At 35.1% G+C, this 23,735-nt stretch carries 25 protein-coding genes, 1 tRNA gene and 1 pseudogene; 1 reads left to right on the top strand and 26 read right to left on the bottom strand.

The window, feature by feature from the left end:
* Positions 1-24: 24 nt before the first annotated feature.
* The 13 genes from rplL to OPR50_RS02435 form a co-directional block, all read right to left on the bottom strand.
* Positions 25-426: a 50S ribosomal protein L7/L12 gene (rplL, locus tag OPR50_RS02495; protein ID WP_007551887.1), complete on the bottom strand. Its 402-nt coding sequence runs from the start codon at positions 424-426 to the stop codon at positions 25-27.
* A 26-nt stretch (positions 427-452) separates the two neighbouring features.
* Complete coding sequence (gene rplJ, locus OPR50_RS02490) at positions 453-971, bottom strand: 50S ribosomal protein L10 (RefSeq protein ID WP_265024218.1); 519 nt, start codon at positions 969-971, stop codon at positions 453-455.
* Positions 972-983: 12 nt separating this feature from the next.
* Positions 984-1,637, bottom strand: a complete 654-nt coding sequence (gene rplA / locus OPR50_RS02485) for a 50S ribosomal protein L1 (RefSeq protein ID WP_065094732.1) — start codon at positions 1,635-1,637, stop codon at positions 984-986.
* Positions 1,638-1,641: 4 nt separating this feature from the next.
* Positions 1,642-2,082 carry an uL11 family ribosomal protein gene (locus OPR50_RS02480; RefSeq protein WP_265024217.1) on the bottom strand — a complete coding sequence of 147 codons (441 nt, stop codon included), beginning with the start codon at positions 2,080-2,082 and terminating at the stop codon, positions 1,642-1,644.
* Positions 2,083-2,084: 2 nt separating this feature from the next.
* Positions 2,085-2,921 (bottom strand): transcription termination/antitermination protein NusG, encoded by an 837-nt coding sequence (nusG, locus tag OPR50_RS02475; RefSeq protein ID WP_070356705.1) that lies wholly within the window; start codon positions 2,919-2,921, stop codon positions 2,085-2,087.
* On the bottom strand, positions 2,911-3,111 hold the full coding sequence (secE, locus tag OPR50_RS02470; protein WP_022626186.1) for a preprotein translocase subunit SecE: 201 nt from the start codon (positions 3,109-3,111) through the stop codon (positions 2,911-2,913). Before secE ends, nusG begins: the two co-directional genes overlap by 11 nt.
* A gap of 19 nt (positions 3,112-3,130) precedes the next feature.
* Positions 3,131-3,203, bottom strand: a tRNA-Trp gene (locus tag OPR50_RS02465).
* Between the two features lie 13 nt (positions 3,204-3,216).
* The gene (tuf, locus tag OPR50_RS02460) at positions 3,217-4,389 is read right to left on the bottom strand and encodes an elongation factor Tu (RefSeq protein WP_265024216.1); all 1,173 of its coding nucleotides are present in this window, start codon (positions 4,387-4,389) and stop codon (positions 3,217-3,219) included.
* Between the two features lie 11 nt (positions 4,390-4,400).
* Positions 4,401-6,476 carry an elongation factor G gene (gene fusA, locus OPR50_RS02455; RefSeq protein ID WP_010962308.1) on the bottom strand — a complete coding sequence of 692 codons (2,076 nt, stop codon included), beginning with the start codon at positions 6,474-6,476 and terminating at the stop codon, positions 4,401-4,403.
* A 21-nt stretch (positions 6,477-6,497) separates the two neighbouring features.
* Positions 6,498-6,977: a 30S ribosomal protein S7 gene (gene rpsG, locus OPR50_RS02450; RefSeq protein ID WP_264339236.1), complete on the bottom strand. Its 480-nt coding sequence runs from the start codon at positions 6,975-6,977 to the stop codon at positions 6,498-6,500.
* Positions 6,978-6,982: 5 nt separating this feature from the next.
* Positions 6,983-7,357: a 30S ribosomal protein S12 gene (rpsL, locus tag OPR50_RS02445; RefSeq protein WP_006279787.1), complete on the bottom strand. Its 375-nt coding sequence runs from the start codon at positions 7,355-7,357 to the stop codon at positions 6,983-6,985.
* A 1,150-nt stretch (positions 7,358-8,507) separates the two neighbouring features.
* Positions 8,508-9,326, bottom strand: coding sequence for a hypothetical protein (locus OPR50_RS02440; RefSeq protein WP_265024215.1), 819 nt, complete (start codon positions 9,324-9,326; stop codon positions 8,508-8,510).
* Positions 9,327-9,354: 28 nt separating this feature from the next.
* Positions 9,355-10,647 (bottom strand): hypothetical protein, encoded by a 1,293-nt coding sequence (locus OPR50_RS02435; RefSeq protein ID WP_265024214.1) that lies wholly within the window; start codon positions 10,645-10,647, stop codon positions 9,355-9,357.
* Positions 10,648-11,596: 949 nt separating this feature from the next.
* Between OPR50_RS02435 and OPR50_RS02430 the strand changes: the two genes are divergently transcribed.
* Positions 11,597-14,512: an ankyrin repeat domain-containing protein gene (locus OPR50_RS02430; RefSeq protein WP_265024213.1), complete on the top strand. Its 2,916-nt coding sequence runs from the start codon at positions 11,597-11,599 to the stop codon at positions 14,510-14,512.
* 471 nt (positions 14,513-14,983) lie between these two features.
* Here OPR50_RS02430 and OPR50_RS02425 read toward each other — a convergent pair whose 3' ends face one another.
* The 13 genes and pseudogenes from OPR50_RS02425 to OPR50_RS02365 all read right to left on the bottom strand — a co-directional run bounded on the left by OPR50_RS02425 (position 14,984) and on the right by OPR50_RS02365 (position 23,719).
* Positions 14,984-16,465, bottom strand: coding sequence for a recombinase family protein (locus OPR50_RS02425; RefSeq protein WP_265015356.1), 1,482 nt, complete (start codon positions 16,463-16,465; stop codon positions 14,984-14,986).
* 2 nt (positions 16,466-16,467) lie between these two features.
* Positions 16,468-16,899, bottom strand: coding sequence for a DUF2924 domain-containing protein (locus tag OPR50_RS02420; protein ID WP_065095080.1), 432 nt, complete (start codon positions 16,897-16,899; stop codon positions 16,468-16,470).
* Positions 16,900-16,903: 4 nt separating this feature from the next.
* Positions 16,904-17,395 (bottom strand): ankyrin repeat domain-containing protein, encoded by a 492-nt coding sequence (locus tag OPR50_RS02415; protein WP_265024212.1) that lies wholly within the window; start codon positions 17,393-17,395, stop codon positions 16,904-16,906.
* Between the two features lie 41 nt (positions 17,396-17,436).
* On the bottom strand, positions 17,437-18,147 hold the full coding sequence (locus OPR50_RS02410; RefSeq protein WP_264377870.1) for an ankyrin repeat domain-containing protein: 711 nt from the start codon (positions 18,145-18,147) through the stop codon (positions 17,437-17,439).
* A 168-nt stretch (positions 18,148-18,315) separates the two neighbouring features.
* The gene (locus OPR50_RS02405) at positions 18,316-19,476 is read right to left on the bottom strand and encodes a phage tail protein (protein WP_262986419.1); all 1,161 of its coding nucleotides are present in this window, start codon (positions 19,474-19,476) and stop codon (positions 18,316-18,318) included.
* On the bottom strand, positions 19,476-20,267 hold the full coding sequence (locus OPR50_RS02400; protein WP_265024211.1) for a baseplate assembly protein: 792 nt from the start codon (positions 20,265-20,267) through the stop codon (positions 19,476-19,478). Before OPR50_RS02400 ends, OPR50_RS02405 begins: the two co-directional genes overlap by 1 nt.
* 2 nt (positions 20,268-20,269) lie before the next feature.
* Complete coding sequence (locus tag OPR50_RS02395) at positions 20,270-20,605, bottom strand: GPW/gp25 family protein (protein WP_262986416.1); 336 nt, start codon at positions 20,603-20,605, stop codon at positions 20,270-20,272.
* A gap of 21 nt (positions 20,606-20,626) precedes the next feature.
* The gene (locus OPR50_RS02390; RefSeq protein WP_065095513.1) at positions 20,627-20,881 is read right to left on the bottom strand and encodes a PAAR domain-containing protein; all 255 of its coding nucleotides are present in this window, start codon (positions 20,879-20,881) and stop codon (positions 20,627-20,629) included.
* Between the two features lie 5 nt (positions 20,882-20,886).
* Positions 20,887-21,351: a phage baseplate assembly protein V gene (locus OPR50_RS02385; RefSeq protein ID WP_141456719.1), complete on the bottom strand. Its 465-nt coding sequence runs from the start codon at positions 21,349-21,351 to the stop codon at positions 20,887-20,889.
* Positions 21,338-21,817: a hypothetical protein gene (locus OPR50_RS02380; protein ID WP_265024210.1), complete on the bottom strand. Its 480-nt coding sequence runs from the start codon at positions 21,815-21,817 to the stop codon at positions 21,338-21,340. Before OPR50_RS02380 ends, OPR50_RS02385 begins: the two co-directional genes overlap by 14 nt.
* 9 nt (positions 21,818-21,826) lie before the next feature.
* Positions 21,827-22,311, bottom strand: a pseudogene (locus OPR50_RS02375) (phage tail protein).
* Position 22,312: 1 nt separating this feature from the next.
* Positions 22,313-22,618, bottom strand: coding sequence for a head-tail joining protein (locus OPR50_RS02370; RefSeq protein ID WP_262986521.1), 306 nt, complete (start codon positions 22,616-22,618; stop codon positions 22,313-22,315).
* 96 nt (positions 22,619-22,714) lie between these two features.
* Complete coding sequence (locus OPR50_RS02365) at positions 22,715-23,719, bottom strand: major capsid protein (protein WP_264377875.1); 1,005 nt, start codon at positions 23,717-23,719, stop codon at positions 22,715-22,717.
* Positions 23,720-23,735 lie beyond the last annotated feature (16 nt).

The following is a 23,735-nucleotide window of genomic DNA, read 5'->3' as shown; positions in this document are numbered from 1 at the left end:
AATATAAAATTAATACATTAAATATTATTCAAGCTCCACTTTAGTTGCTCCTGCTTCAATAAGTTTTTGCTTGATTTTTTCTGCTTCGTCTTTAGGAACATTAGCAGTCAAATCTTTAGGTAAAGATTCAACCAACTCTTTTGCTTCTTTTAAACCCAATGTAGAATTAACCTCTCTCACAGCTTTAATAACTCCTATTTTTTTACTCGCATCAATTTCTTTAATCACAACTTTATACTCAGCTTTTTCTTGAGCAGCAGGAGCAGCAGCATTATCACCAATAGGCGCCCCAGCACCAACAGCTCCACCAAGAAAAGAACCAGCAGGCAACCCTATTTTCTCTTCTAAAACTTTTACAAGTTCAGAAGCCTCTAATAGGTTTAAAGATAATATTTTATCAACCAAATCACTTGTTACATTACTCATAATTACCACCTTACTTAACAACAAATTTATTTTTTAGAACTATAATAATCCAAAACTCTCATAAGCCTCATAGAAGATGAATTAATAGACAACGCTAACCGAGCAGGAATATCATAAGATATTAAACGCATAATTTTAACACGCAATTCATCCAGAGAAGGCAACTTAGCCATTTTATTAACATCTTCCACTGTTAACAATTCATTTAAATGAGCTGCGCAAATCACAGACATTTTTTCTTTGTTAGCATTAGTAAAATCAACTATTAATTTTGCAGCTTCTACTATGCCACTAGAGTATATAATAGCAACAGGACCGGAAAATTTGCCTGATAAATAAGAGAATTTACCAGTCCTTTCCAAAGCCAAGCGCGCTAGAGTGTTTTTAACTACTAATACCCCACCTGCTATAGACTTCAGACTATTCCTCAGAGTTAATGAATCATTAGCATTTATAGATTTAAAATTTACTAATATCAAGAAATCATTATTTACAAATACATTTATTGTGCTCTGTATAAATTCATCCTTATCTTTACGCTTCACGGTATCACTCCCTTAAATTATATCTTCCACTTTGCCTATCTTATAAGCTTTACCCATAGTTGAATTTAAAAAAACACCCTTAAAGTAAATTCCTTTCGCAGAAATAGGTTTATTATCTTTAATTACTTTAAGAAAGGCTTTTAAATTTTCTAGCAAGTCATCAATATCAAATTTAATATTTCCTAATTTACCATGAATAACACCATTTTTATCTGTTCTAAATTTTACCTGACCAGACTTAATGGTTTTAATAGCTTCTGCAATGTTAGAAGTCACAGTACCAAATTTAGGGTTAGGCATCAGCCCTTTAGCACCCAATACTTTTGCAATAGGAGTGATTTTTGCCATAAAATCAGGAGTAGTAATGCACCAATCAACATCTAACTTTCTACCTTTTTTTATTTCTTCAACTAAATCCTCTCCTCCTGCAATATCAGCACCAGCTTTTTCAGCTTCTAATAAATGTTTATCTTGAGCGAAAACAGCTACTTTAATATTCTTCCCGATACCTTTAGGCAAAACTACTGTACCACGCACCTGCTCTTCAGATTTACGTGAATCTACGCCTAAATTGACCGCAATATCAACTGATTCATTAAATTTTGCTGAAGCAGACTCAACAATCTTCTTCAAACACTGCTTAGGATTATCATTATATGTATTCATTTACCTAACCTTCCACAACTTCTATAGCCATAGATTTTGCAGTGCCTACAACCATTTTCACTGCTGAATCTTCATTATCCACTTTCATATCAACCATCTTGCACTTTGCTACTTTAATTATAGCAGACATAGGTAATTTAGCCACTAATTCTTTACCAGGATTACCAGAACTTTTACTTAATTTAGCCTCCTGCTTAAGTAAATAAGCCACAGGCGGACCGCTGACAGTAAAATCATGAGAGCGATCATCCTTTATGGAAATTCGCACTGTTACTAAATCGCCTACTTTATAATTAGCGTTAGCAGCACTAGTAACTTTATTAAAAGCTTCACAAAACTTAGGAACAGGTATACCACGTGGACCAAGTACTGAAGCAATTTTCGGTCCTGGAACTGCTTTCCCAGCTTCCATAAGTAAGTTAATCTTAGCAACTATAACACTCATAATTAATCCTCTATTTTCTCTACTTGAGCCAGATCAAGCTCTATTATTGTCGGCTTACCTAAAATCGATACTTCCACATTAATAATTTTTTTCTCATCGTTTACCATATTTACCTTACCAGTAAAATTTTGAAAAAGACCATCATTAATTTTCACTTTTTCACCTTTTTCATAACCATAACCTAACTTCTTTGTCTCTTGAGCATTATAAAGTGCATTACACATTGAGTGAATCTCATCATCCAAAATCACCTTTGGAATATTACCGTTTTTCAAAAATCCATAAACCTTAAGAGATTTTGGTATATTATTGATAAAATTCAATACTTCATCGCATAAATTCACGTATAAAAAGACATAACCAGGAAAGCATTTCCTTCGTGTAGCAATTTTCTTAGATTTCAACTCTACTTCACTTAGCTCTTCATATGGAATAAAAACTTCCTTAAAGTAATCATTAACACCCAATCTCATAGAATTTTCCAATATATGTTGGCGCACTTTCTCTTCACAATTGGAAGCAACTCTCAAGATATACCATTTATATCTATTAAATTCTTTACACTTTAAACTTATCTCATCATCTGAAATCATCTCAAAATCACCAGATTCGCCACTGCAGAATCCAGGCGTTTGATTCAAAATATTTTTGCTTTCATCACACAGATGCATATATACATACACTTCACATAATTCTTTTATATCAGACTTTGAATTACATACCGTTTGATAAGGAATAAACACTTCCTTAAAATAAACAGCATTACTTACCAATTCGCGTATGTTTTGCTCATATCCATAATCAACTTTAATGATATACCATTTATATTCACATTCCATAAATAATTCCAAATAAAGCCTTAATTACGTAAAGAGACATAAAATCCACAAAACAGAAGAAAATCGAAAAGCATAATATAACAATCATTACAACAAATAGAGATGACAACACCTCCTGTTTCTTTACCCAAGCAATTCTTCGTATTTCTTGCTTTATATCACAGAAAAAACCACACAAACTTTTTAACATTTCCACCACAACATTAATGCAGGAGCGATAGGAATTGAACCTACAACCTCTGGTTTTGGAGACCAGCGCTCTACCAATTGAGCTACACTCCTATAACTCAAACTCTCACTCCAAAATTTCAGAAACAACACCAGAACCAACAGTTCTACCGCCTTCTCTTATCGCAAAACGCAATCCCTTATCCATTGCTATCGGTACTTGCAATTCTACTTCTACACTCACATTATCTCCTGGCATTACCATCTCCTTCCCATCTAGCAATTTTATGCTCCCAGTTACATCCGTTGTCCTTAAATAAAACTGTGGCTGGTAATTCGCAAAAAATGGTGTATGCCTTCCTCCTTCCTCTTTCTTTAATATATAAACCTCCGCCTTAAACTTTCTATGCGGCGTTATCGTCCCCGGTTCTGCCAATACTTGCCCTCTCTCTACTTCTTCTCTTTTTGTTCCTCTTAACAATATTCCTACATTGAGTCCTGCACTTCCCTTATCCAGCAACTTCTTAAACATTTCTACACCTGTGCATATCGTCTTTTGCGTCGCTTTCAGACCTATTATCTCTATCTCTTCTCCCGTCTTTATCTCTCCCTTCTCTATTCTTCCTGTTACCACTGTTCCTCGCCCCGATATCGAAAATACATCTTCGATTGGCAATAAAAATGGTAAATCCACAGGCCTTGGTGGAACCGCTACATATTCATCTAACTTTTCCATCAATTTGTCTATTGATTTCTTTCCATATTCGCTGCTGTCATCCTCCAGCGCCTTGAGCGCTGAACCAACCACCACAGGCACTTCATCCCCTGGAAATCCGTATTTACTCAGTAATTCCCTCACTTCCATTTCTACTAAATCTATCATATCAGCATCAGCAACATCAGCTTTATTTATATACACCACGATATATCCAACACCTACCTGCTTCGCCAGCAATATATGCTCTCTCGTTTGTGGCATTGGCCCATCAACCCCCGACACTACCAATATCGCCGCATCCATCTGTGCTGCACCTACTATCATGTTCTTTACATAGTCAGCGTGTCCAGGACAATCAACGTGTGCATAATGCCTTTTTTCCGTCTGATACTCAACATGCGCTGTTGCTATCGTTATCCCCCTCTTCCTTTCTTCTGGCGCTTTATCTATCTGATCGTACGCTACAAAATTTCCATAATGCTTCGTTATCGCCGCTGTTAACGTCGTCTTCCCATGATCCACATGTCCTATTGTTCCCACATTTACATGCGGCTTTCCAAATGCTTCCACTACTGCTGTCATAATTATTACCCTTAATTATACTCTAACTTTAACTCATCAACCACATATTGTGGCACTTGCTCATAACAAGAAAAATGCATACTATACTGCGCCCTTCCCTGAGACATAGAACGCAAAACGTTGATATAACCAAACATATTTGCAAGAGGTACCGAAGCAGTAATTATTTTACTATTATTACCTAAATCGAGCATATCAGCAACATTTCCTCTTCTACTATTTATATCACCCATAACATCACCCATATATTCTTCAGGAGTAATGATTTCAACTTTCATTATAGGCTCCAGCATTTTTGGACCAGCTTTATTTGCCATCTCTTTAAAAGCACCTTTAGCAGCAAGTTCAAAAGCTAAAGGACTAGAATCAACCTCATGAAAAGCACCATCAAGAAGGGTAGCCTTAAAATCAATCAACGGAAATCCCGAAATTATACCACCTTCTTTTATCAACTCTAAGCCATTTTCTACCCCAGGAATATACTCTTTTGGAATAGCACCACCTACAATTTTACTTTCAAATTGAAACCCAGAACCAGGCTCAAGAGGTTCAAATTTTATTTTAACCTTAGCAAACTGACCAGCTCCACCAGATTGTTTTTTATGAGTGTAATCAATTTCAACAGATTTAGTGATAGTTTCACGATATGCAACCTGAGGAGCACCGACGTTAGCCTCAACGTTAAATTCGCGCTTCATTCTATCAACAATAATCTCAAGATGGAGCTCACCCATGCCTTTCAATATAGTCTGGCCACTTTCCGCATTTACTGACATTCTCAAAGAAGGATCTTCTGCAACCAACCTATTTAGAGCAATACCTAATTTTTCCTGATCTGAAGTGGTTTTAGGTTCCACAGCAATTTCAATAACAGGCTCAGGAAATTCCATACGCTCCAATAATATAGGAAAATCAACAGAACATAAAGTATCTCCGGTGGTTGTTTTCTTTAGCCCAACTAAAGCAACTATATCTCCAGCCCTAGCCTCAGTTATATCTTCTCGGTTATTTGCATGCATAAGTAACATTCTGCCAATCCCTTCAGTTTCGTTTTTTAACGCATTTGAAACGGTAGATTTAGACTTTAATTTACCAGAATAAATACGGATAAACGTCAAGCTGCCTACAAATTTATCCGTCATCACTTTAAATGCAAGAGCAACAAATTTCTCTTTTTCTGAAGGTTTGACCTCAATTTTCTTTTCTGAATCTTTAGGATCAATTCCAACAATTACATCAACATCAATAGGAGAAGGTAAAAAGTCAACCACACCATCTAAAAGTGGTTGTACGCCTTTATTTTTAAAAGCTGATCCACATAACACAGGAACAAATTTTCCTTTAATGGTCCCATTTCTCACGCATTTTTTCAGTAAATCCACTGGCAGATCATTAGACTCAAAGTAAGTATTCATCGCTTCATCATCCATCTCAGCTGCAGCATCTAATAAAAGATTTCGATATTCTTGAGCCTTATCAAGCAAATCAGAAGGAATATCTTCATAAGAAAATTTAGCGCCCAACGTTTCTTCTTGCCATATAATGGCTTTCATAGAAATAAGGTCAATTATACCTTTGAAATCTTTCTCACTCCCTATTGGTAAATGAATAACTAAAGGTGCTGCACCAAGCTTCGTCTTTATCATATCAACACATCGATAAAAATTTGCCCCTATTCTATCCATCTTATTAACAAAGCAGATACGAGGAACGCTATATTTATCAGCTTGACGCCACACTGTCTCAGATTGAGGTTCAACTCCAGCAACTCCATCAAATACAGCAACTGCACCATCCAAAACCCTTAAAGATCTCTCAACTTCAATAGTGAAATCAACGTGACCAGGAGTGTCTATTATATTGACCCTATGATCATTCCAAAAACATGTTGTTGCAGCAGATGTGATTGTAATACCACGCTCTTTTTCCTGCTCCATCCAATCCATAGAAGCTGCACCATCGTGCACTTCACCAATTCTATTTTGCTTACCAGTATAAAATAAAATACGCTCTGTTGTGGTAGTCTTACCAGCATCTATGTGAGCCATTATCCCTATATTTCTGTATTTAGATATTCCAATTTCCATATCACAATTAATTGGCTAACATTAAAAACGAAGATGAGAAAATGCCTTATTAGCTTCAGCCATTTTATATTTTTCTTCGCACATCTTAAACGCACCACCGCGTTTATTATAAGCATCCAGTATTTCAGATTGCAAACAATCAACAGTGGTTTTTCCACTCTTTTTTCGAGCAGCAGAAGTTGCTTTAGCAATCCACCTTAACGCTAAAGAAACCGCTCTATCTTGTCGAACTTCAACAGGTACTTGATAAGTTGCACCACCAATGCGTCGAGAACGCACTTCTATAGAAGGAGTAACATTTCCTACTGCTGTCTCAAAAATTGATAACCCACCTTCGCCTATTTTCTTTTCAGCTAAAGACAAAGCGTCATAGATAATCTTTTCTACAGTAGATTTTTTACCACATTTCATGATTGTATTAATGAAACGCATCAGCAAAACACTGCCGTAACGCGAATCAGGACTTATTTCTCTTTTTTTTGCTTTATTCCGACGAGCCATAAACTTTAACCAGATTTCTTTACACCATATTTTGAACGAGCTTTCTTTCGATTTTGCACACCACGCAGATCAAGGGCACCTCTTATTATGTGATAACGCACACCTGGCAAATCTTTAACCCGCCCACCACGTATCAAAACAACAGAGTGTTCTTGTAAATTATGACCTTCACCAGGTATATAAGCCGTCACTTCACCATACCCACTAATTTTTACTCTGGCTACTTTACGGAGTGCTGAGTTAGGCTTTCTAGGAGTTGTAGTATACACCTTAGTGCAAACACCTCTCCTTTGAGGGTTGCTTTCTCCCAAAGCTGGTACCTTTTTCTTATGGGTCAATCCTAATCTACCCTTACGTATTAATTGATTTATCGTAGGCATATGTTATAAACTCAAGCTCATTAAAATAACTAAGTTTTTAGTTATAAAATAATAAACCTCAATAGTCAATATAAAAATAAACATTACTACTCTAATAATTAAGCTCAACTGCCTTGAAAGCCATCAGTAGACTTCTTGCACTACCTCCCAAGCCACAACTGTCATTCAGTAGAAACGAAAAAACTTACTTGACACCCTTCGCCAGCCCCATTATCATGGTACTGAAGGTATTCATTTATCTTCAATCTGTGCAGATTAAATGACAACAGTATTACGTAATTGGCGTCTTATTTTTAATTTTTTGCACTATGCACACTTTACGTCTTCACAACATTTCTGGGTTTTTACCTATATAAGCTGAAACGCGCTTATAAAGCGTTTAAGACAGTATAGTACGCCAATTTGCAGGATTAGAGAGTGACAACTAGCTAATACGGGATATCTTTTGCCTTTTTTTCTGCTTAGTAAATTTCTTAAACATTTAAACTAAGGTGAGTTGCATTTAAAAGCAGCTAAATTGCAGTGTTTAAGACTTAAAAAACGCCAATACTGAAAATAGACAATGACTAGGGCTTCTTTTGCCTTTTTTTTGCTTGGTAAATTTCTTAATATTTATGGCAACATGAACTGAGCAGGAAGGTGTCATTCCAGTGCTTGACACTGGAATCCAGTTTTCCATATAATCTCATCGAAAATGTTGTAACCACTTTCTGTGCTAGTTTGCTTGCTTACAAGCAAACTTTTCTGGATCTCAGTGTCTGGGCACTGGGATGACAGGAGAAGGTACTAGGATGACACCCTGACCTCGTCGTCCCGCTACGTGTTAGCGGAATCTAGAGATACCGTGACGGTATGACGTAAAGCTCGCATTAGCTATACTTTTATGCTCACCAACTTAGCTGGATCCAAGTAGTCAAGCTACTTGGATCTGCAAATTGCAATGTTCGTACAGCCATACGCGTCAAGTTAAGGAAATATCGTGAAATATAGCAACATTTGAGATGGGCATTTTATTTGTTACATTTATTTTTTTAGGGAGTTCTTATCTAGAAGAAGATAATTTTTTCAGAAGAATCTATAAATTAATAACTTTATTACTTAATATATAAAATAGTTTTTTCGTTTCCTTTCTTCCTTATACCACTTTTCCTTAACTTGACGCGTATGGTATATGATACATGCTCCCATACCCACGGGAATTTGTATTTCTATATATAACCGCATTGGCAAGTGAATTCTTATATTCAGAGTGAATTTTACTAACTTTTTTTAGAATATTTTCAACAGGCTTTTTCACTTTTTCCACATCAGGATTAGTCAGCTTAGCTATATCACTTTCTGGATTATTCCATAACCCCTTTTTTATTTCCTTAAACTCATGTGTTGCAGAAGTATTCTTATCCAACTTGTCATCTTTTACTTCAACAGATATTTCCCCTGTGGCTTTAACAATTTTTACTAATTTAACTTTAAGATCATCTTTAGCACTTCTCACATGTTCATTCTGTGCAGGTAAATTTGATTGACCCAGTATCTCTTCTAGCTCACCATAGGTAAATTTTTTACTCTTACTATCATTCTTACCAAACTCTGAAATCACAAAAAGATTTACCTTCTCAATCGCGCTTTTCTGATTTGTAATACCACCTTTTCTTATAACAGCCACTTTCAGAGTTTTCGAACCATCAAAACTAAAATATATTTTTTCAATATCTAGCTTTTTCGCAATCTCTGTATCTATCAAAGTAGAAAAGCTTCCTAAAAAGAAATGCGGAAAAAACCCTTCTTTACCTACTGAATGTAAATATGATGGAATTTGATCAATATATGACTGAAACCTTGCTTTGAAAGATTCAAAATCACTTCCTTGTTGAGTTGAAGTACTTGGGCTAGCTCCTGCATTTGAACCTGCTTCTCGAATCAACAACTCTATTAATTCAAAACCTTGTGGTTTCTCTTGATTTGGCACAAAATCCTCCAACAATGTATAATGTTTTTTACTTGCCTAGTCTTACATTGGACTTACCATACGTTTTTCTAACTTCTACTTCAACTAAATCACCACTTGGACCAGGTTTGTTCTTTTTATCAAGCCCTTTATCAGCAGACTTACCATAGGCTAAAAACTTACTTAATGATTCATTATCTCCTTGCTCTAATATAGAACGTATATCATTTGCTTTTTCGGAAGACATGAACTCCTTGATTTGTCTAGAACTAGCCTTATCTAACATTGCCCATACCGGCTCCGTAAAACCTTTTTCAACCAAATGCACTGAAAATTTTCCTTGAAAAGAAGAATCTTCCATCATTTCCTCGTCCAATGTGAAAGTACGATGATTATCAAATCCTTCTTTTTTCCACATATGCATAAAAACTTCCACACCAGCACCTAAATAATGCCCTGGACAGTCCTTTATCATGAATTTCAACCAAAGAGAGTAATCATCTTCTGAAATTTCACTTGATTTTAAACAATCAAACAATTCCTGAAATTTACCAAAATTGGGCATGTCTTTCATTTTATTCAAAGATCCATAATGACCATTTTTCTCTAAATCTCTTCTTAAAAGCTCTGGATATCTATTAGGACTTACCTGACTCAGGAAAAACTCAAATATATCAGGACAAATGCGAAAACTAGGTCCTGCCGTATAAGCTGCATTTTTCATCAAGATCTCATCCTTCTTTTGTGCACTTATTTCACCTTCAGGCAAAGATTTTATCTTATTCCAAAAGAATTCCACTGCTTCTACTCTTTGCCAATCTACTGCACAATCAAGCCCATACTCATATTGATGACGGTCCCTCAAATCCAGTTTATCAAGATACCCACTAATGAAATGTGACCAAAATTGAGCTAAAGGACCTTCTCCATAGCACTTAACTAAGCGGCGATACTCAAGCAAACTGCCACCACCTTTAGCAGACAATTTCTCTTTTCTTTCCTCAAATATAGCTCGTATTTCATCTTCCAAACAACACTCACATGCAATTTGGTATCTAACAGTACCAAAAGGATTTGGATTACTATCTGAACTGGGTGCAATTAATTTTCTGCCTACCACTTGTCTATTAAGCTTCACTCCATGCAAATTATTGACTTCTTCCCAGCAATCTTTACTAGATAACACTCGTGCAAGAAAATTATTTCTTATTTCACCATACCCCTCATGTATCATCCAATGTGCATAGCACCAACGTTCAATCTGAAGGAGCTTAGATGCCCTATAAGGATCATCTTCCTTAATAGATGAAAACAAAACTTCTGAAATATCCCGACGGTCCATAGTTACCTCCTTTTGAACAACGAAAGAACATTGTATTCTTCACGTACCATAATGAATAAGTCCAATATATTCTAGGTATATTATCCCACCTTTAAAACTTGTCAATTACTATTATGTATAGAAAAATTTTCTAACCCAAAGTAGTTTTAGGCAAAAGACCCTTAATAGACTCAATACATGACATTTTATTTATTTTGAATTTTGTTTCGTCATGAGCTTGTCTTAATTATTCTTCCGCAAATAAATCAATATTAATTTAACAAAATATATTATTAAGATCTCAAGCAAAATAACTATTTCCAGCACTCAAAACCAAGGAACGTGAGAAGAGTTTGTTTTGGAATGGATTGGTCTACCATGTGTACCGTACGAACTTTTTTATACGGTAATTTTATTATACGCTAAAACTAACCACATTAGCCCATTTCACCCACATCTACATACGAACTATTTTGCCTAACTTTATTGCAAAGATTTCAAACTTCTATTTTTATAACCTTATTTTTAAGCTGCTTGTTCTCACAAAGATACGCCCTTTTTTGAAGGAGTAAATAATTGAATTTTTTATAACACTAACTAGCATGGTACTTTCACTAAAATATGTTTTGAAAAAGTTAGTTGACCTGTAAATAGTTCTCTACTAATATTGGCATGTATTTGTTTATTCTGCTGAAGTTGCTCTATACAGGTTTGCTGTAAAAACTTCAGCAGTTTCCGTACTCCTTTAAAGCATCATATTCCTATATATTCAATATAGCTGGTGTTCTCAATTTTGTTGATCTATAGTAAAATTGGCTAAAACTTCCAGTAATAAACAACTTTTAACCTAGCAGTACTCACCATAAAAACTTAACAAAAATATGAGTAGTAAAAAGATTATGTTGAAATTAGCTTGACACATACTACACATTCTATATAATATATCCTATATCTAGAGCTAGCAGGTAATATGGGTACAGGGCCAGTAAAATATATTGCAGAACCTATCAGTGAACAAAGCAAACACACTGATGAGCAAAAACTGAAGTGTGACCTAAGTGCTGGACAAGAGTGTTCAGAAATAGGTAGCCCAAAAACAGAAGCAACTGAATTACCAGTAGATAGTTATTATGAATTCATTAAGCGAGATTTATTTTGGGCTGATAGAAGTTTGATAGATGATAAAAAATACTTAGAGGATTTAATAGATGAGTGGCTTATTCATGCACCTAACTTAAAACTGGAAGAGAGTCAAAAAAAGTTAAATCAAAAATTACTCAATAGTATTATAAAAGATTTTAATATGGGGAATTATGACTCATTTTCAAATCTTAAGCAGTTTTTAGAAAGTAACGAGAAAAATAAAGACCTGAAGTACGTTCTTAATCTAAAAAGAGGACATCTAGGAACAACAGTATTGAATGTGTTTGTCGCACACGATGAAGCCATTCATCCTCTTCTCAAAGCTGGTGCTGATTTAAATATGCAGGATAATAAAGGTAAAACACTTTTGCATGATACTGCTATTTATTCCAGTGAGTATGAAGGTCTAAAGTATCTCTTAGATGCAAAAACTGATCCAAATATACAAGATAAAAAAGGTAATACACCTTTACACTATTATGCTGCTAATTGTAATGATTATAGCAGAAAGGTTATGGATTTACTCATAAGCAAAGGAGCTGATTTAAACATAAAAAATAACAATGGAAAAACCCCACTGCAAATTGCAATTGATAGCAACAATATTATGGAGTGTTTTTTAACTGACAACCAAAAAAAGTTAAGAGACCAACTACGTAAAATGGTTAAAGCTACAGATTCTGATGAAGATTGGGATAATCCTTATGGTCCAGGTGTTGAAGATCTGAAAAAATTTTTAGATAAACATAAAAATAACCAAGATGTAAAGATAGTTTTAAATGTTAAGGGTGATAGTTCAATTTGGCCGTTTTGTCAATTTCCTGATGTAAAAGCTTTACTCTTAAAAGCAGGAGCAACTGACTTTGTAGGTAATAAGCAAGATAATTGTGAAAAATGTGATAGTCTCTTGTCAGAGATGTATCAAACAAATCAACTTGCTAAGCTAAATAAGTTTTTGAGTAAGGTAGTAAAAGCTAAAAGCATGATTGAACTACAGGAAGTTGTAAATGAGATTATAGCTTCTGGAATGAGATTAAATTTTGCTAAAGACAAAGATTATTACTTTGCAGATCACGTACTAGAAAAAATTGCTAAGTTAGAAGGAAGCTATGGAATTGCCAGTGATATAGTATGTGCATTAATATCGAGAGGAGCAAAGTTAAAAAACTCAGATAGTTTAAAAGTCATTGATACAATAGAACGAGAGTTTAAAGATCATAAAGCTAATGTAATCAAGGCTCATGTAGAGTACATTAATTATGCTGAAGAATTTTTTAGAGTTGCAAGGGATGCTACCAGTGGTCAACTGTGTGATGGAAAAATCGATAACAGTGTATCTTACTTAGAATACTCAGAGGATAGTATAATAGATGTTGCAAAAATCACAGATAGAACAAGGAATTTAGGAATACCTCAAGGAGAAAAAGGATATGGAAGGAGTGTAATAAAAATTGGCAAAAGTGAGGTAGAAATTATAACCCAAGATGGCATAAGGAATTACACAGATCTTACAGAAGGCAGCGATATAGTATTAACTTTCTATACCAGTTTGGGAAATATAGACGTTAGACTGTATCCTGACGTACAAGATAAAAGCAAAATTATAGTAGAAGTGAGTAATAGAGAGGAAGTATTGGAAAAATTCAAAGGTCATGAAGAAGAATTAGGCGAGGATTGTGCACTTGGTGATTATGATGTCTACTATGCTATTGAACAGGGATATTTTGAAAGGTCTGGAAAATTAATGCATCCTGAAGTAATAAGCGAGTCTAACAACAAATGGACAGAACGTGAAGAGTTAAGAAGGGATTCTATGGAGGAAATTGCTAGAAGGCATAAGTTATTACAAGATTCACGCAATATTGAGTCTAATATTGTAAAAAAGGAGAAGAATTTTGACGTAAAAACTTACCTGATAGATATCTTTAAAATTTTATCTAGGTTCTATGAAGAAAAAGGGGATATTTCTAAAACAGACTTAGCTAAAGCAGCAGAAAAGGAAAGTAAAAAATTGGGGTTAGAAGGTAAATACAACTGGAGTAAGATTTTTAGTTTAGAGGAAGAAATTATTGAAAAGGCAGAAAAACAAGGTGATAAAGAGCAAAAATCAAACATACCTGATGACTTCTATTTAGGGCACGCAATCAATAATGGAAGCTGTTTTTTTGATTCATTCAGGCAAAGTCTGGAACAACAGAAGGGAATCAAAGTTACTGTAGAGCAGTTAAGGAATGAGTGTAAGAGATTTGCGCAAGACAATCCTCCAGAGTGGTTTATAAGTAAAATTGGCAATGACTTTGATGAGGTTGAAGGTGAGTTCGTAAATCGTGGAATTACGTGTAACCAATATATCAATAGCATTGGAAAGAATGAATTTTGGGGACGTTCCGATATCGAGGGCAGAATACTTTGTGATAAGTATGGTGTGAAATTGCATGTTGCAGAAAGTAACCCATTGCACACTATTGATAAGCAACAAGATCCGTTCTTGCATCAGTTAATAGATAGCTCAGGATCAAAAGCAGGTAAGATAGATTATAGTCACAATAGTGTCTTACATATGGTAAATGGAGGCCATGATCATTTTCAACCCCTACTTTATAGAAATAAGGCCTTGGCAAAACAAACGCAAGAACAAAAAGATTCCTTATGCTATTCAAGCTTGCCAAGCTGTAGTATGGATGAGTTAAAGATAGAAAAAGCATCTCATCAACAGAAGGCACTGCTTGTAAGTAGACCATAGCTTTGTATATGATTTGTTACACAGCAATGATGGGAGAAGTTTATTTAGTAAGTTGAAAAAGAAACTATTTTATTTAAAAAGTTTACTTAATGTTTATGGATTTTCAAGTACACTCTCAGATTCAAAAGGGGCTATAGATTGCTCGACATGTACTATTTCCTGGAGTTGTGTGCTGAAGTTTAGAGTATTGCCTTTTTTGATGTTTAAAGAATTTTCCTCTAAATCTACTATTAAAATATGCAGCTAAAATTGGATACATCTTCTACCATTGTTGCACCTAATATGCTAAAATCTTCATCACTTATATTGATTTTCTACATAATTGATTTTGTAACATTTATTTGCTCTTCTATATCAATTTCAACATCTTTTTGTGTGGCCCTTTGTAGTAGCTCCTTTTGCAATAACCTTTTTTAATTTTCTGGCACATACTTTTTTCGATGTTTTTTCATATTGTTGTTTTTATAAACGTTACGATGCTGAGCCGTAAAATTTCTTCAATTGCTCACCCCAAAGCATCGGTATTTCCCTTAATTCAGCTAACCTCAAATCTCTTGGCTGCCTCCCATTTACTATGTCTTCTTTAATCTTTGGTGCTAAATAATTCAGCCTCAAAATTTGCTGTATACGTCTTGTACCTATATTAATTTTGGCACTCAGCTCTTTCACACTTCCATATTTTCCTGCCTCCAGTTGACGTTTCCACGAATGAGCTCTTACCACTGCTTTCAGTAGCACATTATTTGTTTTACCTTCTGGCTCTACTATCCTGCATTTATTTCCTTTCTTCTTTATTGGTACAAATTCTACCTTACCCTCTAAACGCACTTCTATTCCATCTTCTTTTACCATCACTCCCTTTATTAACTTTTTCACTACTTCTTTCTGCTTTCCAAAACTCCACTCTTCCGCTTTTTCTTCCCATTTTTCATATAAATCTTCTGCTCTCTTCATTACTTCTTTTTCTACTTCTCCTGCTATTACATTTCGGCTTCCTGATTCACAACCCTTTCCCCTTAAATGATTGTTGCATACGTAATATCGATATCTCTTATTCTCTTTTTTTGAGTATGTCAGCGTCATATTTACATCACAGCTCTTACATTTAATTATTCCCTTTAGTAGCGCTTCCTCATATTTTACTCCTCGATACGGTTGATTACTTATCAATTCTTGTGCTTTTTTCCACTTTTCCTCTTCTATTATTGCTTCATGCTTTCCCTCATACTGTTTGTCATAATGTCTTATCTTTCCCACATATATTGGATTTGTTATTATTCTTCTCACCGTTGCTTTTTTAAAGATATCCGTTTTTGCTTTTGTTCGGTATCCTTCCCTGTTTAACTCTCTTGCCAACTCTGCCATTGACTTCAGCTCCAAATATCTTTCAAATATATGCTGCACTGTTTTTGCTTCTTTTTCATTTATTATTAATTCCTTATCTTTTACATCATACCCAAGCGGTAAAGTTCCTCCCATCCATAAACCTTGTTCTTTTGATGTTGCTATTTTATTTTTTACTCTCTCTACTATCATCTCTCTTTCTAGTTGTGCTGCTCCTGATAATACTGTCTGTACGAATTTTCCCATTGGCGTATTATTGTCAAATATCTGTGTTACTGCTACAAAATTTACTCGGTGCCTTCTAAAAAATGACGTTACTTCTATGCTGTCTTTTGTTTCTCTTGATAACCTATCTAGTGTATATACTACTACACAGTCTATCTCTCCTCCTCTGACATCTTCAAATAATTCCTTTATCGCTGGTCTTTCTAAATTTTTTCCTGAATATCCTCCATCATCGTACTTTTTTGCCAATGCTACCCAGCCTTCTTTGCTCTTTATATACTTTTCACATGCTACTCGTTGCGCATCAAGACTGTTAAACTTTTGTTCTAGTCCATCCTCATTTGACTTTCTCGTATATATTGCACATCTTACTTCTTTTAGCATTTTCAACTTCCATTTTTTTCACGCATTCCAAATAATAAAGGGCCGTTGTAACTCATTCCCATTATTTTTCCGGCTACTGCTGACAATGACGTAAAAAATTCTTCTCTGTAGATTAAACCCTTATCTGTTACCATTACTGCATGCATCTCTTCTCCTCTCTCTAATATTAGCTCTGTTCCTGCTACTGGAAGTTTGTCACTACTTATTCTTTTTCCCTTCTCTAGTTGATCTGCTAGATACTCTAGTCTTTTTGCTCCTTTTCTTGACATTTTTCCATAAGCTTCCTCCTGCATTCTATACGCTAATCTAGGTATCAGATATTTCTTTGAGTGTTTAGGTGCCTCTTCCCCAAATACCTTCTTCCACGTTTTTCTCAGCTCACCCAAAGGTTTTCTCTCTAAATTCATTACTTTCTTTTCTGTTTCTCTTTCCATATTTTCAGCCTCTCATAGAAGGTTCTATTTGTTCAAATAACTTTTCAATTCTGTCCGTTTCTTTCTTCAATATCTCGGTTATCTCTTTGCTATTTTTCGCATAATCCATTGCTGTCATTCCAAATTTATCTGCTTGCTCTATTTCAGCCCCTGCTTTTACTAGCTCCTCCACTATTTCTTTTTCACCTACCATACATGCAAGGTGCAGCGGTGTGCATTTACTTCCATATTCTTCCGCATTTACATTCCCTCCTGATTTTATTAATTCTCTCACGGTTTCTAGGCGTTTCTCGGTTACCGCTAGATGCAGTGCTGTATATCCTCTTGCATCTGCTGCATTCACATTCGCTCCTTTTTCGACTAATAACTTCACTGTTTTTGCGTTTATCACATAATGCAAAACTGTTCTTCCTTTTTCGTCTCTTGCATAAATATTTTTATATGAGTTCTCTAATAATTCTTTTGCTGACTTCTCTTTCTTGCCAAGCTTTAACATAATCCACCCCATCTTTTCTTTAAAAAATTTAAATCCCTTTTTTAAGCCTTCCCTCTCACTACATTTTCTATCTCATCTATCATTTCGTTCACTTGGCCCATTATCTTGCTTGCTAAATTTTTACATTCTTTCTTTATTAGCGACTTGTCTCTCTTCCTTATTTCTTCTATCTCTATTATTTTTAGCTCCGGCATATAGCTCCCATTCAACATGTCTGCTATTTCTCCCACTATCCTCTCTATTCCATAGCACGTCAGTTCTCTACTTTTTGTTATTCCTCCTTTTTCTCTCAGAAATTTACTTGCCCTTTCACTCTCTTTGCTATCACACAGACGATACTTTTCACTTTCCCAAATGTAATACATTGGTGTTGCACCATATTTATTCAGTTGATTAACCTCAGCTCCTGCTTTTACTAGCTCTTTTATTATTTCAACTCCTGCTCCTCCTATTTTGCACGCAGAGTGCAGTGGCGTACATCCAGTGACATATTGAGTGGCATTTACTTCTGCTCCCGACCTTAGCAGCACTTTTACATTTTCTAAGCTTTTCGCAAATACTGCACAGTGTAGTGGCGTATAACCATTTTTATCTCTTGCATTAACCTCTGCCCCTTTTTTTATTAATAATCTCACTGTTTTGTAATCGGAGATTTCTACTGCTTGATGCAAGATCGTTTCTCCTTCTTCATTTCTTTTATTAATATCGTTACTTGATACTTCTTTAAAAAACTTACTCTTTCTAAAACTCATTTCATACCTCACAAAATTAGCTTTTCTAGCGCCAGACAAATTTCTTATATTTACCTGCTGCTATTCAAGTCATGTCCTTTTTAGCATGAGAAAGCAAGTCCTTTTCTTTTTATTTCATACATTTTAACCTATTATTAATATAATATATGAGGATCTAAATATAAGTACTTAACTTATTAGAGATATTACTTGACTATTTTTCCAACTTCTGTGCAAATGTCGATGTTCATGCCACTTCAGTACTCCTGGGTAAAACACTAAAATGTAATTTTCTAATTCGTGTATTGAATCTTCTTTTCCTGAACTTCTATCATTTTTGCAACTAACGTGATATTCCGTTAAATTAGCTTTCGCAACCTTTTGATCAGTAAGATTCTTTGCTTCATATTCATAGCTGATATTAAATCTTTCCAAAATTGGTGTGTATTCCAAGTTCCATAGCTGATCAGAAAGTTTATCATTACCAAGGAAAAGTGTGCCTCCTATCTCTTCTTGATAACAAAGAGGAAAACAGCTATTTATTTCTCCTAATTTCCAGCTATCTGACAGTACAATCTGTGCTTTCGCAAACTTAATTTCTGGTAATAAACTTTGTGGTAATGGATATAGTGCTTTTACGTTATACCACTGATGACTTCTTTCATAAATGCCTTTGTAATCCTTTGTGTGAGGCTCTGTTTCTCCAAGTACTGCTACATCTAATCGATATATGTCATTACTAAATGTTTGTTCATAATGCTCTCTTAAATAGTTGTCTACAATCTCTACTAACGGACCTCTAGAACTGAAAAAATTTATTCTTCCAAACGATAACACTGGCCCATTTTTTTCAACTTTTATACCAGAGTAGTCTGATAACAAACTTCCAAATAAACTTTCATCTAAAATAAACCTATCAACGTTATAGTGATCATTGAAAATCCTCATTAGCCGCGATCTTGCTGGTAACGATAGTTTTGCAAGTTCTACTACTGCATCTACAAAAAAGTCATTTGGAACATCTTTTATTCCTATTTGTAATTCAAAGAAGTGTTTACCAGGTGGTTCTTCGATGATTGTAATATCTTCTATATTTGCCCATTTTAGTGCTACTTTTAGTGATGCTGGAGTTCCTCTCAGTCTTTGAAATTTTACTCCTTCTATTACGGCTTTTCTTCTATCTTTTACCCAGCGCAGTATTTCTTCTAAACCATATTCTTCTATTATCCACGGCAGTATTTCATCTTTAAGACTAAACTTAAATCCTCTGATACAGCTCGGATCAACCTTATAATCTGTTGCATCAACCAGTGCTTGCTCTTGCTTTGTTGCGTTTGGGGGTAATAACATTAATTCAACTCAATCTTTAAATTTTTCAAATTTGCAGATTCATTTCCCAGAACCACAACATCCTCTCTTGGCTCGATCAATTCCACATTTTCTACACCATCTACAAATAGATTCGCTATTATCCATGATCTTGTTACACTCCACCCTAATTTTTTTGCTAATTCAAACTTCTTAATAAACTGCTTCTTGATTTCTTCCTCTGATATTAAAGGACTTATGCTCATTCTACTGTGGATATCTATTTCCATAATATTGCAGCCAATTACTGTTACTGTATCGGTTAAAACCCTTATATCATCTCTAGTAACCTGCTTTTTTACAATTTCTAGTAGCTCTTCTAACGCTATGCCAGTTATGGATAATTGTGTTGATAAGATTGAGATTTGTACTTTCCCTGGTATAGTTGATTCCACTAGTGCATCTTTTACTCTACTATCTGCTGACAGTGCATGATATTTATAATATTCCTTACTTCCTCCTGTTAACCAACCTGCTATTTTTGCTTTTACCCTCTTTCTAAATCTTTCATCCTCTTCTTCTTTTTCTCTCTCTACTCCATAAAACTCAGCCAAATTATCAAGATCTTCTCCTGTCGCAAATTTAAGTAAGTTACTCTTTACTGCTTCATTTATTCTTTCTCTAAGCAAAAGTTCTCGCCATGCTGCTACTTCTAATACCTTCATCGCTGGGTCACTTTCTACTAATGCTGTAAAACTTTTCACTAACTCTTCCTTCATCCGAGAAAAAATCTCTTCAAAGCTCAGTGATTCAATAATATTTGGCTGCTGCATCTTTATACTACAACCCCATCGAAGCGAATCTTTCTTCCCATTGGCAGATACAATCCTTCTAGATCAAGCGTCACTTTTCCTTCTTTTACTCCTTCAACTTTTACTTTTTCTAACTTAAATCTCTTCTCAAATTTCCCCAGTGCTTCTGCAGTTGATGCGTAAATTTCCAAAGTTAAATCCCTATTTATTGGCTTATCTACTAATTCAAATAGTCTTGAGCCATAATCTCTTCTCATTATTCTACTGTTAATAGGAGTGGTCAATATATCAATTATCGATTGTTTCAGATGTTCTATTCCCTCTAATTCTTTACCTGTTTTAGCGTCCATTCCTTTCATTTTTCGACTATTTTAATTTTTTTATTTTGAAAACACACTTTGATTTTTACTTACTATTTGAAAACTACAGGATGCCACATCACCTGTTCTCGCTACACCAATACCATTTACAAATACGTTGTTTGATCCTTGCGTTAGTGTTTCCCCAATACTCAAGATATCACCCTTACGACAAGCAGGTCTACCATTAACAAATACATCTTCACTCCCGCTCACACAGACATGAATCGGCATACCTGTACAATGATCTCCTATGCAAACAACTGCTTTACTCATATATATCAATTTAAATCTACTCTTCTTGCTTTTAATTTAATACTATCTTTTGTCATTTCTATACTCGATTCCCCAGCCTTCAGTGTTATTTTGTCCACTACTTCAATCTCTAAATGATGCTTCCCTTTATCATATGTAAACTTTGTCCCATCCTGAAATTTTACACTATTTATTTCCTTTTTATTCTCTGGTGCAGCATACTTCTGTTGATATATTCCAGACAGTACTACTCCTAATGATAACTCTCCCAATGGTGACAATATTACTACCTGTTCATTTATGCTTGGTGGTAGCCAGCTTCTTTCCTCTCCTGCTCTAGAAGTTATCCATGGAAGAAAATCTGTTAAAAGTTCACCTATTTTTACTCTTACTTTTGCTTTTTCATAATCTATTTCTTTTACAACTCCTATACGAATGATATTCGCTACTTTTCTATTTAGCTCTGAAATTGCAAAACTATGGTCTAACATGCACTTCACCTATATCAATAACATGTGGCATTATGCCAGTTGACCATACTGATTTACCCGCATGCACTTCATGAGTCCACTCTACTAACCACACTAAATATGCATCAAGCTCTGGCCTAAAATCATCTCCTCCTCCTGATATAAATTCTCCTGGCGAAACATTTTCCACATTCCAAGTATTTTTATTTACTACTTTTGCAACTTCGCTAGCTAAAGATCTGACAATAATAGCTGCATTTTCTATTGTGCTATCAATCACAATTCGTGCCTCAAATCTTGCTTTCAGCGCTAATTCTTCTGTTCCTGGATCATGTCCTTTTTCAAAGCTACTAAGTTCTACAAATACCGCTGGTGCTAACAGTTCTTTCCTTATTGCTGGATAAATTTCACATGTCTGTATAGCCGGTATTTCTTCCTTCAGTGTGCTGCAAATTGCTTGATGTAAATCTTTCCAGAACTTTGTCATACATATAATTTAACTCATGTAATGTATAAAATATTTTTCAAATACCTTTTCAACTTCATAATTAACAATATTATCCTTGAAGCCTCAGGTTCTAGTGGCAACTTAACTTCCTTTATTGGCAATGCTGCCCTTCCTTCACGTTTAAACATACCGCTATTTCCTTTTGGCATAACTGCTGCAAATCCTCCTATAAACTCATGCTTTCCTACTTTCGATCCTCTTCTTGTTTTTTGTATTTTACCAATTGTCGATGCTCTAATGTCATAGAGATTTGCTCTAATTAACACGTCTAATCTGCTAGTTTTCGCCTTAAAAATTCTTAATCTCTTTCTTATCAAACTTAATTTTATCTTCTTTTCCTCACTGATTTCCTTAGCTGCTTGCGCTTTTAACCATAGTGCCGTTTTGTTTAATGCCTTTACCGTTGCTAATTCTACTTTTCTTCTTTTAGCATTTACACTTTCTATTACCTCAACTTCTATATGAACAGACATTTTACACCCCAGACGCTTTTATTTTCCACGTTATTCCAGACTTGTCTCTAAGTGGCGGTGAGTGTACTTTATATCTTCGATCACCTATAACAAAAACATCTCCCACTATTGGCTTTAACACATCAAACGCACTTACTTCTAACGCTAAAGTTTCTTCCACAAATTGTCCTTCACCAATCTCGTATAATTTATCTGGCTGTTGCTTTAATACTTGTACCATGTATGACTTATCCTTTGATTTATACAAAGCCACTTCTCCTAAATGGGCAAAACAATCTTCTAATAATCGCTTAATATTCTCTTGCATATTTCTTTTTGATATACTAACCTTTACATGCTAAGAAAGCGCATACCGGTAGAGTCATTCTGTGCCTCACCACCTTGTAGTTACTCTACCAGTATGTTATGCTATAGCGACTTTTACTAATACGCCAGGTCTATGGCACATTGGCAATGGATTTGACTGCGTATGTAAATCTGTTCCTCTATCAAATCTTCTTGGCTCTTGTTTTGCATAAAGTGGTTGTCCTAGTGTGTTTACCGTTTCATTAAAATCTGCTGGTGCAAAATATGTCGTAAATGTGCTTGCTGTTCCTAGTGGAAAACAGTGCCCTGTATCTTTCTCAATAAATCTTCTCACGGTTCCTTCAGGGTCAGTTGCTTGCCCTCTATATTCCTCAAATGTTATACCACAAAACGTAAATCCTGACCTCATATCATTTCGAAGCGCTGCTCCTTCTTGCCATCTCTCGTATGCTTCTTTCACTTTAGTATGTGAAGTTAGTGCATCAAAAAACTCAGGGCTTACCAAGGCATGAATTCCGGTCATATATTCACCACTTAGATTATCTTCTATGTGCCGCAATACTTCCAGACACTTACGTTTTACATCTGTTGTTGCTGTTCCCAGTGCAAAATTTACTACTTTTGGCGTGATTTCAAATTCGTTGTACAGATTTAATAATTCTGACCCATCAGCATCTAAAATTATTCCTTTCAGCGCTCCCATTCGCAAATGCTCTAATGTTATTGCATGTTTGTTCCTCATCAATTGCAAATGATCGGTTATTACATCTGCCAGCGCTTTAAGTTCACTCTCTGATCCAAATGCCCTTATTCCCTGTACTTCCTCTGGTAACACTACATCATCATGTGGAATATGTGGAATCGTAAATGTTCTTACCTTTCTTTTTCCTCTTTTTCCTACTGTTGCTGGTGCTCCGGGTAACTGCGTTGGTAGTAAACTTAATACTCCGTTTTGCTCTTCTATGGTAATATGTCTAAATCTTACTGACCTACTTGGAAACAAATTTAAATTTTCAACTCGTCCATAATTTACCGGCAATATATTCATCGCATTTGTTAGTGCCGTCATACTAAATGCTGTATTTGTAAATGGATTTTGCATTCTTTTTCCCCCTTAT

Origin of the sequence: Wolbachia endosymbiont (group A) of Epagoge grotiana (assembly GCF_947251775.1) — a bacterium.
GTDB classification, from domain to species: Bacteria; Pseudomonadota; Alphaproteobacteria; order Rickettsiales; family Anaplasmataceae; genus Wolbachia; species Wolbachia pipientis.
The sequence above is the reverse complement of the archived record's forward strand: the minus strand, read 5'-3'. Positions and strand labels throughout refer to the sequence as shown.

Excerpts from the sequence above, each read along its gene's own strand:
- OPR50_RS02385 (WP_141456719.1), bottom strand. The coding sequence starts at position 21,351 with ATGTTAGACCATAGTTTTGCAATTTCAGAGCTAAATAGAAAAGTAGCG.
- OPR50_RS02425 (WP_265015356.1), bottom strand. The coding sequence starts at position 16,465 with ATGCTAAAAGAAGTAAGATGTGCAATATATACGAGAAAGTCAAATGAG.
- OPR50_RS02380 (WP_265024210.1), bottom strand. The coding sequence starts at position 21,817 with ATGACAAAGTTCTGGAAAGATTTACATCAAGCAATTTGCAGCACACTG.
- OPR50_RS02400 (WP_265024211.1), bottom strand. The coding sequence starts at position 20,267 with ATGCAGCAGCCAAATATTATTGAATCACTGAGCTTTGAAGAGATTTTT.
- OPR50_RS02370 (WP_262986521.1), bottom strand. The coding sequence starts at position 22,618 with ATGCAAGAGAATATTAAGCGATTATTAGAAGATTGTTTTGCCCATTTA.
- rpsG (WP_264339236.1), bottom strand. The coding sequence starts at position 6,977 with ATGGCTCGTCGGAATAAAGCAAAAAAAAGAGAAATAAGTCCTGATTCG.
- OPR50_RS02410 (WP_264377870.1), bottom strand. The coding sequence starts at position 18,147 with ATGAGTTTTAGAAAGAGTAAGTTTTTTAAAGAAGTATCAAGTAACGAT.
- OPR50_RS02395 (WP_262986416.1), bottom strand. The coding sequence starts at position 20,605 with ATGAAAGGAATGGACGCTAAAACAGGTAAAGAATTAGAGGGAATAGAA.
- OPR50_RS02405 (WP_262986419.1), bottom strand. The coding sequence starts at position 19,476 with ATGTTATTACCCCCAAACGCAACAAAGCAAGAGCAAGCACTGGTTGAT.
- rpsL (WP_006279787.1), bottom strand. The coding sequence starts at position 7,357 with ATGCCTACGATAAATCAATTAATACGTAAGGGTAGATTAGGATTGACC.
- OPR50_RS02415 (WP_265024212.1), bottom strand. The coding sequence starts at position 17,395 with ATGTTAAAGCTTGGCAAGAAAGAGAAGTCAGCAAAAGAATTATTAGAG.
- OPR50_RS02480 (WP_265024217.1), bottom strand. The coding sequence starts at position 2,082 with ATGAGTGTTATAGTTGCTAAGATTAACTTACTTATGGAAGCTGGGAAA.
- secE (WP_022626186.1), bottom strand. The coding sequence starts at position 3,111 with ATGTTAAAAAGTTTGTGTGGTTTTTTCTGTGATATAAAGCAAGAAATA.
- nusG (WP_070356705.1), bottom strand. The coding sequence starts at position 2,921 with ATGGAATGTGAATATAAATGGTATATCATTAAAGTTGATTATGGATAT.
- tuf (WP_265024216.1), bottom strand. The coding sequence starts at position 4,389 with ATGACAGCAGTAGTGGAAGCATTTGGAAAGCCGCATGTAAATGTGGGA.
- rplL (WP_007551887.1), bottom strand. The coding sequence starts at position 426 with ATGAGTAATGTAACAAGTGATTTGGTTGATAAAATATTATCTTTAAAC.
- rplA (WP_065094732.1), bottom strand. The coding sequence starts at position 1,637 with ATGAATACATATAATGATAATCCTAAGCAGTGTTTGAAGAAGATTGTT.
- OPR50_RS02435 (WP_265024214.1), bottom strand. The coding sequence starts at position 10,647 with ATGGACCGTCGGGATATTTCAGAAGTTTTGTTTTCATCTATTAAGGAA.
- OPR50_RS02430 (WP_265024213.1), top strand. The coding sequence starts at position 11,597 with ATGGGTACAGGGCCAGTAAAATATATTGCAGAACCTATCAGTGAACAA.
- OPR50_RS02365 (WP_264377875.1), bottom strand. The coding sequence starts at position 23,719 with ATGCAAAATCCATTTACAAATACAGCATTTAGTATGACGGCACTAACA.
- OPR50_RS02390 (WP_065095513.1), bottom strand. The coding sequence starts at position 20,881 with ATGAGTAAAGCAGTTGTTTGCATAGGAGATCATTGTACAGGTATGCCG.
- fusA (WP_010962308.1), bottom strand. The coding sequence starts at position 6,476 with ATGGAAATTGGAATATCTAAATACAGAAATATAGGGATAATGGCTCAC.
- OPR50_RS02420 (WP_065095080.1), bottom strand. The coding sequence starts at position 16,899 with ATGGAAAGAGAAACAGAAAAGAAAGTAATGAATTTAGAGAGAAAACCT.